The sequence below is a fragment of the Mesorhizobium sp. WSM4810 genome, from assembly GCF_055811235.1.
Genome location: NZ_JBVVQV010000003.1, coordinates 40588 through 54839 on the forward strand (window position 1 = coordinate 40588; position 14252 = coordinate 54839).

General features: G+C 61.7%; 10 protein-coding genes and 2 pseudogenes. 4 read left to right on the plus strand and 8 right to left on the minus strand.

Features of this window, described 5'->3' with window-relative positions; genetic code table 11:
- Positions 1-5 precede the first annotated feature (5 nt).
- Positions 6-857 carry a pantoate--beta-alanine ligase gene (panC, locus tag AC0L3O_RS05305; RefSeq protein ID WP_473534513.1) on the plus strand — a complete coding sequence of 284 codons (852 nt, stop codon included), beginning with the start codon at positions 6-8 and terminating at the stop codon, positions 855-857.
- Positions 858-1009: 152 nt separating this feature from the next.
- Here the strand turns inward: panC and AC0L3O_RS05310 are convergent, their stop codons facing one another.
- From AC0L3O_RS05310 to AC0L3O_RS05330, 5 genes are all read right to left on the minus strand, one after another.
- The gene (locus AC0L3O_RS05310) at positions 1010-1462 is read right to left on the minus strand and encodes a phasin (protein ID WP_027154463.1); all 453 of its coding nucleotides are present in this window, start codon (positions 1460-1462) and stop codon (positions 1010-1012) included.
- 255 nt (positions 1463-1717) lie between these two features.
- Positions 1718-2206 (minus strand): GNAT family N-acetyltransferase, encoded by a 489-nt coding sequence (locus AC0L3O_RS05315; protein ID WP_473534655.1) that lies wholly within the window; start codon positions 2204-2206, stop codon positions 1718-1720.
- 4 nt (positions 2207-2210) lie between these two features.
- Positions 2211-3710, minus strand: coding sequence for an Asp-tRNA(Asn)/Glu-tRNA(Gln) amidotransferase subunit GatB (gene gatB / locus AC0L3O_RS05320; RefSeq protein WP_023798169.1), 1500 nt, complete (start codon positions 3708-3710; stop codon positions 2211-2213).
- Between the two features lie 343 nt (positions 3711-4053).
- Positions 4054-4485, minus strand: a complete 432-nt coding sequence (locus tag AC0L3O_RS05325) for a CBS domain-containing protein (RefSeq protein ID WP_128168516.1) — start codon at positions 4483-4485, stop codon at positions 4054-4056.
- 102 nt (positions 4486-4587) lie between these two features.
- Positions 4588-5346 (minus strand): rhomboid family intramembrane serine protease, encoded by a 759-nt coding sequence (locus AC0L3O_RS05330; protein WP_027154468.1) that lies wholly within the window; start codon positions 5344-5346, stop codon positions 4588-4590.
- 421 nt (positions 5347-5767) lie between these two features.
- On the opposite strand from AC0L3O_RS05330, the gene AC0L3O_RS05335 reads away from it, so the two are divergent.
- From AC0L3O_RS05335 to AC0L3O_RS05345, 3 genes are all read left to right on the plus strand, one after another.
- Positions 5768-6406 carry a PAS domain-containing protein gene (locus AC0L3O_RS05335; protein WP_091591271.1) on the plus strand — a complete coding sequence of 213 codons (639 nt, stop codon included), beginning with the start codon at positions 5768-5770 and terminating at the stop codon, positions 6404-6406.
- A 117-nt stretch (positions 6407-6523) separates the two neighbouring features.
- Positions 6524-7141 (plus strand): PilZ domain-containing protein, encoded by a 618-nt coding sequence (locus AC0L3O_RS05340; RefSeq protein WP_027154470.1) that lies wholly within the window; start codon positions 6524-6526, stop codon positions 7139-7141.
- A 262-nt stretch (positions 7142-7403) separates the two neighbouring features.
- A complete protein-coding gene (locus AC0L3O_RS05345; protein ID WP_023798174.1) occupies positions 7404-8012 on the plus strand; it encodes a transglutaminase-like cysteine peptidase in 609 nt (202 codons plus the stop codon).
- 236 nt (positions 8013-8248) lie between these two features.
- On the opposite strand, the pseudogene AC0L3O_RS05350 reads toward AC0L3O_RS05345, so the two are convergent.
- The 3 genes and pseudogenes from AC0L3O_RS05350 to AC0L3O_RS05360 form a co-directional block, all read right to left on the minus strand.
- A pseudogene (locus AC0L3O_RS05350) lies at positions 8249-8413 on the minus strand (SAM-dependent methyltransferase); the annotation flags it as partial.
- Positions 8414-9613: 1200 nt separating this feature from the next.
- A complete protein-coding gene (locus AC0L3O_RS05355; RefSeq protein ID WP_473534515.1) occupies positions 9614-11083 on the minus strand; it encodes a hypothetical protein in 1470 nt (489 codons plus the stop codon).
- 1129 nt (positions 11084-12212) lie between these two features.
- Positions 12213-14224, minus strand: a pseudogene (locus AC0L3O_RS05360) (BTAD domain-containing putative transcriptional regulator).
- Between the last annotated feature and the right edge of the window lie 28 nt (positions 14225-14252).

Consider the following 14252-nt stretch of genomic DNA (forward strand, 5'->3'; position numbering starts at 1 on the left):
GAAGCATGAGCCGACCTCTCGTCGTCGACAGCGTCGCCGCCCTTCGCGCGCAAATCCGCGACTGGCGTCGCGATGGCCTTAGCCTTGCCATGGTGCCGACCATGGGTGCGCTGCATGACGGCCATATCTCGCTGATCAGGATCGCGCTGGAGAAGGCCGATCGCTGCGTTGTCTCGATCTTCGTCAACCCAACCCAGTTCGCGCCGAGCGAAGACCTCGACAAATATCCGCGCCAGCTCGGCCGCGACCTCGATCGGCTGGCCGAGGCCGGCGCACAACTTGCCTTCACCCCTGGTGTGGCGCAGATGTACCCGGCCGGCTTCGCCACCAGGATCTCGGTCGGCGGGCCAGCCGCCGGGCTGGAATCGGATTTCCGGCCGAGCTTCTTCGACGGCGTCGCAACCGTCGTGGCAAAGCTCTTCCTGCAGGCGTCGCCCGACTGCGCGGTCTTTGGCGAAAAGGATTATCAGCAGCTTTGCGTCGTCAGGCAGCTCTGCAGCGATCTTGATCTGCCGGTGGACATCATCGGCGCGCCAACAATACGCGACGCGCACGGGCTCGCCATGTCGTCACGCAACGCCTATCTCGGCGAAACCGAGCTCGCGGTGGCGCGCCAGCTCAACGCCATCTTGCGCCGAACGGCGGCGGCACTCGCGGCAGGCGCGGATGAAGGCAGTGCGACCGCTGAGGCCAGCCGCGCGCTGGTCGAGGCCGGCTTCGACAAAGTCGACTATGTCGCGGCGCGCGAGAGCCTGACGCTCGCCCCGTGGCGGCCAGACCGCGACGGACGCCTGCTCGCAGCCGCCTGGCTGGGCAAGACCCGGCTGATCGACAATGTGGAAGTTCCCTCCGCCTGAAGCGCGTGCCGTTTGGATGGATTCATGCGACGCGCTTCAGGTTGTTGCTTTGACGCATGTCGCTATTGCAAAACCGCTTCGCACCCTCGGTTCAAGCCCGAGGGCGTGCTTTTGCGCGACATGCCTTAGGGCCAATCAGGCATCAAGGCCAATCAGGCGACCTTGAGATCCTTCATCGCCTTCTCGTAGACATCCTTGATCGGCTTGGATACGTCTTCCGCGGCTTTCGTCGCCGCCGCCTGAAGCTCCTTGCTCTGCTCGACCGTCTTTTCCACCTGCTTGCGCAAGAAGTCTGTCTGCAGTTCGACGAACTCGGAGGGCGATTTCACGGTAACCAGGGCTTCGAGGTGAGAAAAGCTGGCCTCAACATTTGCGCGCAAAGCGGCGATCGTCTTCAGCGACAGCTCATTGCTAGCGGTCTTGGCTGTTTCGAAGGATGACTCAAGAGCCTTCTGGGTCGCCTCGGCGCCGGTCGCCAATTTCGATAAGGCTTCTTTCGATTGCTCGACGCCCTTTTCGGCGACAGCACGGAACTGATCGGTTACCTCGGTCTGGACTTCTGCATTCTCAACGTTTTCAGCAGTTTTATCAGCGGTCTTGGTCATAGTTTCCATCCTTTGCGGTGGGCGACCTTTGTAGAAAGGCCGTCTCGTTCATCTAGAACCTGACGTTACGGCATCTGCAGTGCATTGCAATATTTTTGTGCGTCGCACCATGCTTTTTGCCTCAGCGTTAGCCACTGGTGAATTTCTACCTTCGGGCGTGTTTTTTGCGGACCGCCATTCCGCAATTCAGCCCGCAACCGACCGGCGCAGCCCCGTAAAAACGCAACTGACTGCGACCTGTCAGGCCAGGCAAATCTATTCGATCGCCTTTTCCAAAATCAGCGCCGGCAGCCCTGAGCCACCGCCACAGTCAGCAGTATTCCCGGCTGGCAAAAACCCTTTTGAGTGATAGAAGGCGACGGCGGGAGCATTTGCCTCTTCCACTTCGACACGCAGCGTCCGCGCCTCGGGAAAGCTGGCCTCGACCTCTTCCAGCAGCGCCTGGCCGATCCCTTGCCTCTGGCAGGCCGGATGCACGTAGAGCTGGTTCAGCATGACGATCCTCGCATCCGTGGTGGCTGCGGCGAACGCCATCCCGCCAATGCGGTTGCCATCGTCTGCGACCAGGAATTCGGAGTTCGGCCGTGTCAGCCGCGCCTTGAGCGAGGCGATCGAATGCCATTCATCTGTTATCTCAGCGACTTTGGCAGCACCATAGATGGCGTCGTAGGTGGCGTGCCACGTTTCGACCAGCAACGCCCGGACCGCGGCAAGATCGCGCTCGCCAGCGGTGCGAACGAACATCATCCTATTCGATCCCGAGCTTGGCCTTGACGAGGTCGTTGACGGCCTGAGGGTTGGCCTTGCCGCCAGTCGCCTTCATCACCTGGCCGACGAACCAGCCGGCCATGCTCGGCTTGGCGCGCGCCTGCTCGACCTTGTCGGGATTGGCTGATATCACCTCGTCGACCGCCTTTTCGATGGCGCCGGTGTCGGTGACCTGTTTCATGCCGCGGCTTTCGACCAGCTGGCGCGGATCGCCGCCTTCGTTCCAGACGATCTCGAACAGATCCTTGGCGATCTTGCCGGAGATGGTGCCCTCTTTTATCAGGTCAATGACCGCGCCGAGCTGATCGGGCGAAACCGGAGCATTTTCAATACCCTTGCCGGCTCTGTTCAAGGCACCGAGCAGATCGTTGATGACCCAATTGGCGGCAAGCTTGCCGTCGCGACCAGCGGCCACCTTCTCGAAATAGTCGGCGACCGCCTTTTCCGACACCAGGATCGAGGCGTCGTAGGTCGACAGGCCGAGCGAGGAGATCAGCCGCGCCTTCTTGGCGTCGGGCAGTTCAGGCAGATCCTTTGCCAGCGCATCGACATAGGCCTGGTCGAATTCCAGCGGCAACAGGTCGGGATCCGGGAAATAGCGGTAGTCGTGCGCTTCTTCCTTGGAACGCATCGAGCGGGTCTCGCCCTTGTTGGGATCGAACAGCCGCGTTTCCTGGTCGATCTTGCCACCGTCCTCAAGGATGGCGATCTGGCGGCGCGCCTCGTAGTCGATGGCCTGGCCGATGAAGCGGATCGAGTTGACGTTCTTGATCTCGCAGCGCGTGCCGAATTCGCCGCCGGGCCGGCGCACCGAGACGTTGACATCGGCGCGCAGTGAGCCTTCGTCCATGTTGCCGTCGCAAGTGCCGAGGTATCGCACGATGGTCCGCAGCTTGGTGACATAGGCCTTGGCCTCGTCGGCGGATCGCATGTCGGGCTTGGAGACGATCTCCATCAGCGCCACGCCGGAGCGGTTGAGATCGACATAGGACATCGTCGCATGCTGGTCGTGCATCGACTTGCCGGCATCCTGCTCCAGATGCAGGCGCTCGATGCCGACCTCAATGTCCTCGAACTCGCCCTGCCGGTCGGGACCGACGGAGACGATCACCTTGCCCTCGCCGACGATCGGCTGCTTGAACTGTGAAATCTGATAGCCCTGCGGCAGATCGGGATAAAAATAGTTTTTCCGGTCGAAGACCGATTTGTGGTTGATCTCGGCCTTCAGCCCGAGGCCGGTGCGGATCGCCTGCTTGACGCATTCCTCGTTGATGACCGGCAGCATGCCCGGCATCGCCGCATCGACAAGGCTGACATTGGCGTTTGGCGGCGCACCGAACGCCGTCGAGGCGCCGGAGAACAGTTTTGCCTGCGAGGTCACCTGCGCATGGACCTCGAGGCCGATGATGATCTCCCAGTCGCCGGTGGCGCCTGATATCAGGCGCTTGGCGTCGGGTGTGCGGGTGTCGATGAGGGTCATGGCGGCCTGCGCGTTATCGGTGACGGAATTCACGTGAATTCGACGTTTAAAGTGAAGTCATGCGCTAATGCAAACCGCAAAAGGAGACAAGCGTGAAGCCGCAGGCTGGTAGGGCAACCGTTATTGGAAACGTTTGCGCTGCCCCTCACCTGCCTGCCGGCATCCTCTCCCCGATAGTGACGGGGAGAGGGGCGCCCGCATCAACGATTTCGCCAATCTCCATTGTAGCAAGAAAAGCCGCCAAGGCTGCGGCCGGCCCCTTCTCCCCGTCACTATACGGGGAGAAGTGCCCGGCAGGGCGATGAGGGGGCGGCGCCGACTTCGACAAAACTTGCTGGCGATCTCACGCCGTCGCGATATAGGCCCTGATCTCTGCGGCCTCGCGCTCGACATCCTCGATGCGCCGCTTGACCACGTCGCCGATCGACACGATGCCGTCGAGCAGGCCGTCCTTTTCCACCGGCAGATGGCGGAAACGGCCACTGGTCATGATCTCCATGACCTCGTTGACGGTGTGGTTCTCATTGCAGATCTTCACCTTGGGGGTCATCGCCGAACGCACCGCGATATCCAATGCGGCGGTCCCTTCCCTGGCGAGGACCCGCACGACGTCGCGCTCGGAAAGGATGCCGACGATCTTGTGATCACCATTGGTGATGACCAGCGCACCGATCCTGTGCTCGGCCAAGATGCGAATGGCCTCGCTCAGTTTTTCGTTCGGCCCGAGCGTCAACACGTCGTGGCCCTTCTGCTCGAGAATTGCCTTAACAGTCATGGCGTCCTCCTCAGTTCACCTTGCCGGTTCCTGCCCTGACCGGCTTTCCCTAGTGCCAGACATCGTGCGCCGCGATCGATTGGTTTTCAAGTGCGGCGAGGCTCAGGCCCTGAACTCGTCGGCCTGCTGCCGCCGATCGAAAGCCCGCAGGCCGAAGAAGCCGGCGACAAAACCGCCAATATGAGCCTCCCAGGCGATCTGGCTGTCGATGCCGGGCGCGAAGGCAACGAGGCCGGTGGCGAGATTGATCACCATCCAGATGGCAAGAAAAGTCACAACGCCGCGCGAGCGGAACACCGCCGCCATCGGCAGCGGCGCGCCGGCGAAGGCGGCTTTGCCGGACGAGCGGTCGGTGCGGAAGCCGAAGCGCGCGGCGGCCCCCATCATGCCGGAAATCGCCCCCGATGCGCCGACCAGCGGCGCCTCGCCGAGCGGATGCACGGCCCAGAACAGCACCACGGCCGCCAGCCCGGTCGCGGCGAAGAACAGGCTGAAACGAAGCGCGCCGAAGCGGTTCGCCAGTGGTGAGCCGAAAGCCGCCAGCCACACCATGTTGACGGCCAGATGAGCAAAGCCGCCATGCAGGAAGGCATAGGTGAAAGGCCGGGAAAACAGGAACCAGTCGAAGCCATATTGGCCAGTATAAAGAACTGGAATGAAGGCCGCATCGTACAACAATGTCAGCAACTGGCTTTGGCTAAGCACGTATTCCTGGATGAGATAGAGGACGACGCAGATGCCGATCACCGCCAGCACAACGGGCGGCATGTTGAACACCGGCTCGCGGCGCGGCTCCGGCTCACGGCCGACAGGTCCGCCCTCGCCCTGTTCGATTTCCGAGGGGCTTGCTGGTTCGCTCATATGGCTCGCACTCAGTCGCTGGTTTCGACTTCGCGAGCATGTAGATCACGGTCACCCGATTCACAAAGGGCGAATCGCCCCACGCAAATCAAAACGGCGCGAATCAAAATTGGCGCGAATCAAAAAGAAGCCGTCCAAGGTTGCCCTTGAACGGCTGGTCGAGCCCCCATGCTCCCCCAAACTCTTGACTGAAATGCTGCCGATCGCTGCGAAACGACCGCTTCTAGGAGTGGTTTTAACGTGCCACGGGCCTGGGCGGAGCGCAACGTAAACCACTTGTTAACCTTAACGGCCCCGACCCGTGAACAAGTGTTAACGATGCTGGCACGCATCCTGCTCCGCAACGCATGTAGGTCCTCGGAGGGCGCCCTTCTGTTCACCGATGGGACATCAGACGACAGATTGCGCGGAGCAGCATAACATGAACCAGAACGGATCGATCACGCTGTTCCATTATTGGAACCGGCTGCGTGACGGGCGCCCTGCCCCGAAGCGTTCGGAAGTCGAGCCGGCCGATATCAAGTCGCTGCTGGCCGACACATTCATCCTGGAAAAAGATACGCGCGGCGAAGCGGTATTCCGGCTCGCCGGCACCAGGCTTTGCGCGGTCTATGGCCGTGAACTCAAGGGGTTTTCCTTTCCCTCGCTCTGGCGCGAGAAGGACCAGCGGCTTATCTCGAAACTGATCCAGGGCGTCTTCGATCAAAAATCCGTCGTGCTCATCACCTATGAAGGTTTCAGCCGCACCGACCGTTCCAGCAAGTTCGAGCTGCTCGCCCTGCCGCTCGACGGCGGCGTCGACAATCCGCGCTGCCTCGGCGTGATAAGCGCCGCTGAAAAACCCTTCTGGCTGGGCGCGGATCCGATCGCCGACGCCCTGATCGATTCGATCCGTCTCGTCGATCCGGAGAAGGAACCGAAATTCCTCAAGAACCGGCCGGCCATCGACGTTCCCTCGCTTGTCCCGTCGGAACTCGATCCGTCCCAGACGATTTCGGCGCTCGGCCAGGCACGCCGCATCCGTCATCTGGTCGTATTCGACGGCGGGCGCGGGGAATAATCCAAAATCCTAAAGTAGCGGCGCCAGGCTTTCCCCTTTGTTAACCCGCTTCGCTGTAGCTTTCCGGCGAAGTTCCTCGCATCAACGCGCGGAATGCCAAACGGGGTGTAGGCAGTCATGAGGTCAGCGGCGGTCGACACCGCGCCGTCCCAAGCTGAAAGGCGCAACTTTCAGCGCGTCCGCGTGAAAATCTATGGACGCTTCATGCTGGAGGATCGCACCGAACATCCGTGTCAGGTGGTCGACATGTCGCCGGGCAATGTAGCGCTTCGCACCGAGCGCATCGGCATGCCGGGCGAGAAAGTCATCGCCTATATCGATCACATCGGCCGCATCGAAGGCGTCGTCACCCGTATCCTGCAGGACGGTTTCGCGATGACGGTCATCGCGTCGGAACGCAAGAAGGACAAGCTTGCAGCGCAATTGACCTGGCTTGCCAACAAGCACGAGCTCGATCTGCCGGAAGACCGCCGCCACGAACGCGTGGCGCCGCGCAATCCGACCAGCGTGCTTCAGCTCGGCGACGGGCGCCAGTACCAGTGCCGCATCATCGACCTGTCGCTTTCGGGCGCCGCGGTCGAGATCGACGTCAAGCCGGCAATCGGCATCCAAGTCATGCTGGGCACCATGCGCGGCCAGGTGGTGCGCCATTTCGAGGACGGCATCGCCATCGAGTTCGCGGTCATCCAGCGGCCGGAAACGCTCGATTCCGAATTCAACGCATCCGGCACCTGACAAACAGCGCACATTCCCGCAATCGACCGGCCCATTTCGGCCGGTTTTTTTGTTGGAGCGCCGGTCAACGCAGCCTGCCACCGATGCCGCGCCAAGGCGCCGCGCCGATGTGATCCCGGCGAAAACCACCTCAACAATTTTATACTGAAATGATTCAAATTTTATGTTTATTCTACGGGCGTTTTACTTAATGTCTACTTCGAGCCTTTGCGTCGAATAAATCCAATCGTGTCATTGTCTCCTCAAACGGGGAGACTGGACGATGAAGAAGACGAGGGGCAAGCTGTTGCTCTTGGCAATGGCGACGCAGCTTACCGCCTGGGGAACAGCGTATGCAGCGGGACCTGCCTTCATGCACACCGGCAGCCGCACCACACAGCCGGTCGGCCATTACGAGTTCTGCCAGAAAATTCCGCAGGAATGCAATCAGCGGACGCCGAAGCAGGCGCCGATCGAACTGACCCGCAAGCTGTGGGCGAAGATCGTGAGCATCAACAATTCGGTCAACAGCAGGATCGCGCCGCGCACCGATATGGAACTGTGGGGCAAGGAAGAGGTCTGGTCCTATTCCAACAGCGAATTCGGCGACTGCGAGGACTATGCGCTGGAAAAGCGCCGCGCGTTGATGAACATCGGCGTTCCGGCCGGCGACCTCTTGATGACGGTTGCGCGCCAGCCGAACGGAGACGGCCACGCGGTGCTGACCGTGCGCACCAGCCTCGGAGAGTTCATCCTCGACAATCTCGAAACCAGGGTGCTGTCCTGGACCAACACCGACTACACCTATCTGAAGCGCCAATCGAGCCAGAATTCTGGCGCTTGGGTAACGATCAACGACGGCCGCTCCGGCGCGGTTGCCAGCGTCCGCTAAGGACGCGACGCAAAAGCCCGGTCGAGCCCCACCTCCCCGTCCCCAACGACCGGGTTTAGGAGCCGGCCCCGTCCCCGGGCCGGCTCCACTTTTTTGAAGCGGCACGCTGTCCCGGAAGCCCCGCGCGTTTTTGCGCGACATGCATTTGCGACGGCCGCGCCAGATAGCGTCCGCACTCTAAAGCGCGTCGCGTTTGAGCGGCCTCATGCGACGCGCTTTAGGTCGTTGTTTCGCATTTAGGGGCGAGCCTCCAGCACCATGTTGAACGGCGTCTCGGCGGCGCGACGGAAGCGCTTGAAGCCACCGCCGGTCACCACCTTGCGCAACCTCGCCTCGCCGGCCTGGGCGCCAAGCCCAAGCCAGACTTCCTGCGACAGCGAGGCGGGCGTGCACACGAATGTGGGCATTCTTCCGGGCCTCTATTTGCCGGCCTCGTTTTTCCGGATCGACGCGGAAATCGGGAGACAATACCGGCAATCGCCGACGAGGCGGCCGGCCTCGCAGACCATCTCATCAAAAGGCGAGTCGGCTAGTTGTAGAGACGCTTGCAGTTCTCTAACGCTGCACCTCAGAATGTCAGCGACGTGGTCAGATCGTGGCCTCCCCTCCCGCCGGTAGCCGGGACGACGCACGTACCGCGTACAGCGTCCTTGATACACCGGATTGATCCCCTAGTTACTCTCCGTGGGCGGTTAGTCGCGAGGTTTGCCTGGGGGCGGCGGCGGTTGCGCTTTTCTGACTGCATGGCGCGGAAAGACGGTTCGACCGACGCACTTTATGGAGGTGGTCGTGCGTCAATCCTCTGAATCCAGCTGGGCATATTTCGTATTCGTTTGCTCGATCGCGGTAGCTTGCGCAGGAGCTACCGCCGGCGGCGAGCGCGGCGGAGGCAAAAGCGGTGGCAACCATGGTGGCGGAGGCAATAGCGCTGCCAGCCAGGGTGGCGGAGGCAATAGCGCTGCCAGCCATCACGGTGAAGGCCGCAAAGACGGCGCGCACAAAGGACCCAGCGGCTCCAGCAGCAGGTCACCGGTGGATGACGATGGGACCAGCACCACTGCAACGGCGGCAGTTGCGGCAACCACGGCCGCCACTGCCGTCAGTGTCGCCCGGTCCGCAAGTGGACGGTCGCTCGACCTTCCGTCCAGCCTTCAGCCTCCTGGTGACGTCGACAGTCCAGCAACGGTCAGTCCAATCAAGGCGCTGCCGGGCGTCCCGGATGAAGTCGTTCGCGCCTGCCATGACGCAATCGAGTCAGCCGCCGCCCCGTTTGGCGCGACCAGTGTGCGCGTCAGCAGCGCAGGTTCCATGCGTCGGTTGACCCCGGATACGATCTCAGCTCCCGTCGAGGTCAGCATCGACTATGGACGGCAAGGCAACGTGGAGACGCGGCAGGCGCCGATCAAATGCGAATTGAATGCTACAGGCAGTGTGATCGGGCTGACATAGCGTATCGCGCAGAACTACTCGCCGACGAGAGCAGAATGAATTCGAATGGGGTGATTCGATTCATCCTAGTCTACTCTCGCAATACACACGTGTCGCAATGATCTCAAAGAGCTTGGGCCTTCAACAGGAGGACCGCGCAGTCGTTTTGGAAATCACTCCAATGTCGCCTGTCTTGGCCTGAGGGGATAGGGAAGTGTGAGAGAACGCACCCCCGCAATCCGCGCCGGGTCGCGAGCCTTGCTGCGTGCAGTCTTCTGGCTGACAGCCTTCACCCCGCCGGCAGCGGCGGCTGCGCGGCCAGCGCGCCGCTTCAGCGGCGGCTCAATCTTGGCGCTGCGACGCTCAGCCCTGAGCCTGTCATTGTCCGCGCGCGCGGCGGCCAGGTCGCGGGAAAGAGAAACAGTGACGTCACGTTGCTTGTCCAAAGCCTCCTTCAGCTTGGCGACCTGTAGCAAAAGTGCTCGGGCGGCGTCGCGCTCGAGGCGAGCTTTATCGAGGTCCTCATGGGTCGAGACTGCCGCAGCGCGTTCTCGTGCCAGAGCATGCGCCGTCTCGGTTGCAGTCTGCTCCACTCGTTCTCTCGCTGCGACTGCTCTGGCTCGTTCCTGGTCAGCCGCGTCGCGCTCGATGCGAGTTTTTTTCAGCTCCTCCCCCGTCGAGACTGCTGCAGCGCGTTCTCTTGCCAGAGCCTGCGATGTCTCGGTTGCAGTCTGCTCGGCACGCTTTCTCGCTGAGACTGCCCTGGCTCGTTCCTGTTCAGCCGCGTCGCGCTCGAGGCGAGCTTTTTTCAGCTCCTCACGCGTCGACGCTGCTGCCGCCTGTTGTCGCGCCAGCGCCCGCTCCGTCTCGGCTGCCGTCTGCTCCACTCGTTCTCTCGCTGTGACGGCACCGGTCAATTCCTGCTCAGCCGCGTCCGCGCGCTCCATGAGCGCAGCATTGGACAGTTTCACTTTGGAGAGCTCGCCACGAAGTTCGTCTGACTTTCGGCGTTCGTCATCGAGCATTCCGCTCGCTTGCGCCAGCGAAGCCTTGGCCTTGGCGCGATCCTCGGCGGCCTCGGTCTCAAGCCGCTCAATTTGCGCCTGCGCTCGCGATAGATCGCGCGCCACCCATTCGGCTCGCTGACGCTCCAGGTGAGCAGCGGGCATCTCCGTAAAGACATAGTTGGTGGCCTCGCTCAGCATCGTACGGGCATCTCCCGCAAGGCGCCGCAATGCGTCAGCTGTACGGGCTGCCGCGAGCTCGTTGCGCAATTGCTCCTGGCGTGCGTTGGCGGCGGCTGCCATGCTTGTCCTCAGCGCGTCGATCTCCTTGCGCGATTCGAGCAGCGCTCGCTGCAGAGCGGCGCTCCTGGCGCGCTCACCTCCCGCCGCCCGGCGCTCCTGGCCGTCCAATTCCTTCGCTGCGGCTGCCTGAGCACCAGCTGCTCCGACTTGCGCCCGGGCAGCCGTGAGATCCGGGCTGAGCAATTCGACACTCGTGCGCTCGTCTCCCTGGGCTGGCCTACGCACATCCAATGCAGCACTCGCCGGAAGCTCGAAGGATCGCGAAAGCTCCGGATTGACGTTGCCCTGGACCAGCGAAATGGCGGGGGCGCTTTCGACCCAGTTTTGTCTCGTCATCGCATAGCTAAGCGGCACGGCCAGACAGATTGCTGCGACGCCAAAGCGGGGCACAAGACCGATCGGCCTGCGAATGCGAGGAGGTGAGGCCGTCGCTGTGGTGGGGTCGGGATTCTCCGCGAGGGCGAGTTGTGTTGGCATACGGCTCAGAGCCGTCAATACTGGACTAGTTAGGGCGGCAAGATTTGCCGCCACCTGCCTATGAACATAGCCAGCGATTTCCCTGATCGATGTCGCAAGTCGGCCGGATTGCGCTATGTTCGTCGCGGAAGCGAAAGCGTTGGTCCGGGTCACAGACGAGCTCTCGCAATCTTCGGAGATCACGTCGAAATACTCGATTCGCACCCCGAACCGAAGGCAATTGGCATCCTGACGCCGAATATCCAGGTCTGCCGCGTCTGAGGGCACGGCAACCTGAGAAGAAGAAGAAGCAGACTCGGTTGCAAGGTCGACCGGGATTTCCCAATCCCAAGACACCTCCTCCTCGGGGAGGTCAGATCCGCGTTCGCTCACATCTGATTTGAGGCGACGCCGTTGCACCCCGATAAGGATACGCCTTAGCACAAGATAGAGGCCCATCGAGGCAAATGCTGCTATCCCGCCCAGGACGGCGAGATCTGCGCTGTTTGCGTAAATTTCGGCAAGATGATTTGGCATTGCCGTGCCTGTGCGGTTTTGGGTGTAATCTTAAGATCGTGAAGCGTTGTTGGCCCCTCGCCTTGGTGCTGGCTAAAGCCTTTGGTCGCGTTCGAAGCTGTCACTTGCTTCGAGGTCCCTCCAGTGCTCGAATTGTTGTTGCATGGCGGAGCGGCGGTCGCGCGTTGATAGGCGTGCCGGCGCAGATGACTTTTGTTTGAAACGAAACTTGACAGGCCATGGCCGCCGATTGTCGGCCGCCAAGGGCGCACAGGCTCTGAAAAGCCGACTTGCACCTCTGCATCTCAACGTCCCGAGAGTTCTCCCACGGTAGCGCACCATCCCACCATTTCCGGCTCTGGACGGTCCGGCTAAGCTTTAAGCTAGGTCACAGGCTTCCACGGTCAACCGTCACCTTATAGTTAGCATCCATCGGCAGTACGTCGGCCATCTGGTGCCGAAGCCGTTTGCCTCGCTTCACGCTGACACGGCGTTAATCGGGCAGGCCCGCCTTGCGAAGTCCTTCGATATATCTGCTGCGATCGTCCGGTCGACAAAACGGCGGCAGCACCTCAGCGAGATTCGAAAGCCGCAACGTAGGGTCGAGTTCGCGCAGGCGGGCCATCATCTTCTCGGCTTCCGAAAGCCGACCGGCCAAGACGTAACTTGCCGTCGCCACACGCGTCGCACTCGCGTAGTTTGGTTGCGAGCGCAAAGACCTTTTCGCCCACTCAGCAGCATCGTTGTAGCGCCCGGCACAAAAGTGAGCGAGTGCGGTGCAAAATTCCCAAACAAAAAAGCGAGGATCGAACGGACTGAGGCGCATTGCCTGCGCGGCGCGCTCGACGGCGTTCTCCGGCTCACCTAAGCACGCTTGAACCCAGGCGCTGTAACCCCACGCCGCAGCCAAGTTCGGGTTCAGGCCAAGCGCGCGTTCGATGTACGCCGCGCTTTCCTCCACATCGCCGCCTACATAGCCGAGCACGTATCCGCCGTACGAAAGGGCAATTGCATCGTCCCATCCAAATTCGATCGCTCTCTTTGCCAGTCGGGTCGCCTCGGCAGTCTCTTCTAGGCGATCGATCATCCAGCGGTTGCTCTTTCGCGCCGCATAGCAGCGCGCCGCCCGGGCATAGGCGGCAGCGAACACCGGGTCACAGCCGATCGCCTTCATGAAGAACCGCAGAGCGTCATCCATGGTTTCCTTGGTGTTGACCGCTCGGTCGTGGGACGCCAACCCGCGCAGATAATAGTCGTAGGCGTCGAGGTCCTCAGTCGGCTTGCGCTTGGCGCGCTCAATTTCGGCCTCCTCGACCTTTGGGGTGATCGCGCCGACGATGCTCGAGGCGATCTGGTCCTGAAAATCGAAAACCTCGGCTAGAGTACCTTCAAAACGGTCAGCCCACAGGTGGAGGCCGCTCGAAGCGTCGAGAAGTTGTCCGGTGATGCGCAGGCGCTCACCCGCTTTCCGCACACTTCCCTCGACCACATAGCGCACGCCCAGTTCACGCCCGACCTGCTTTATGTCTATCGACGTCCCTTGGAGGTAAAACTCGAATTCCGTGCGACTACGAACAGGGCACGAAAGTGAGCCAGGGCGGTGACGATGTCCTCCACCATTCCGTCGGCGAAATATTCCTGCTCGATATCACCGCTTAGATTCTGAAACGGCAGCACCGCAATTGACGGCTGGTCGCCGTGTCTCGTTAGGACTGCCAGCACCTGTGCCGGCGCCGCGACGCCAGAGCTTGGCCCCGGCTGCTGATCCCCAGGTCGTTCGCGGGACTGCAGAGAAGCCGCCAGCGAGCTTGTCTGCGCCTCCGGCTCAGCATCCAGCTGCTTTTTCAGGGCAGTCCGACAAAGTTCGAACTGGCGCAAGGCGGCGTTTTCGTGGCCGCGATGCGCGTGGATCCGGATCAGCGCCCGATGGGCGGCCTCCGCGGTAGGATCTGAGGCGAGCAATCTCTCGGCGAGCCCTTCGCAGGCCGTCTCTTCCGCTGAGCCGGGTATCGGCAGCGCGAGGCTCAGCCGATCGACCAACTGCAGGGCCTTGCACTGATACCTGTCCAGATAGGGTCCAAACCACTCATCCAGTTCCTCAGGAATGGCTTCCCCCGCAAGCACCCCACCGCGGTAGAGGTCGGCGGCGACGGCGAGATCGGCCGCCCCGCCCTGCTCCAGTTTCCGGTCGAAGATCGAAATGTCCGCGTCATCCCGACCGGCAATCAGCGCGATGGCTTCCTGATCCCCATCGATGTAGAGGGTGGCATCCTTGCTGGTCGGGAACGAGCGCCGGATGTCGACCAGCGCTTGCCGCAAACTATTGCGGGCCTGGCCATTGCTTCGTCCCGGCCAAAAGGCCTCGGAAAGCTGCTCGCGACGATGGCCGCGGTGGCCCGCCAGCACCAGGGCAGCAAAAAGAAGCGAAGTCTTGCGCGTGGCGAAACGGACGGGCCGGCGCTCCGGCGAAGTAACCTCGAGGCCGCCCAGCAACCTGATGCGCACAGATGGTCTCCAGACTTTGACCGCCGCG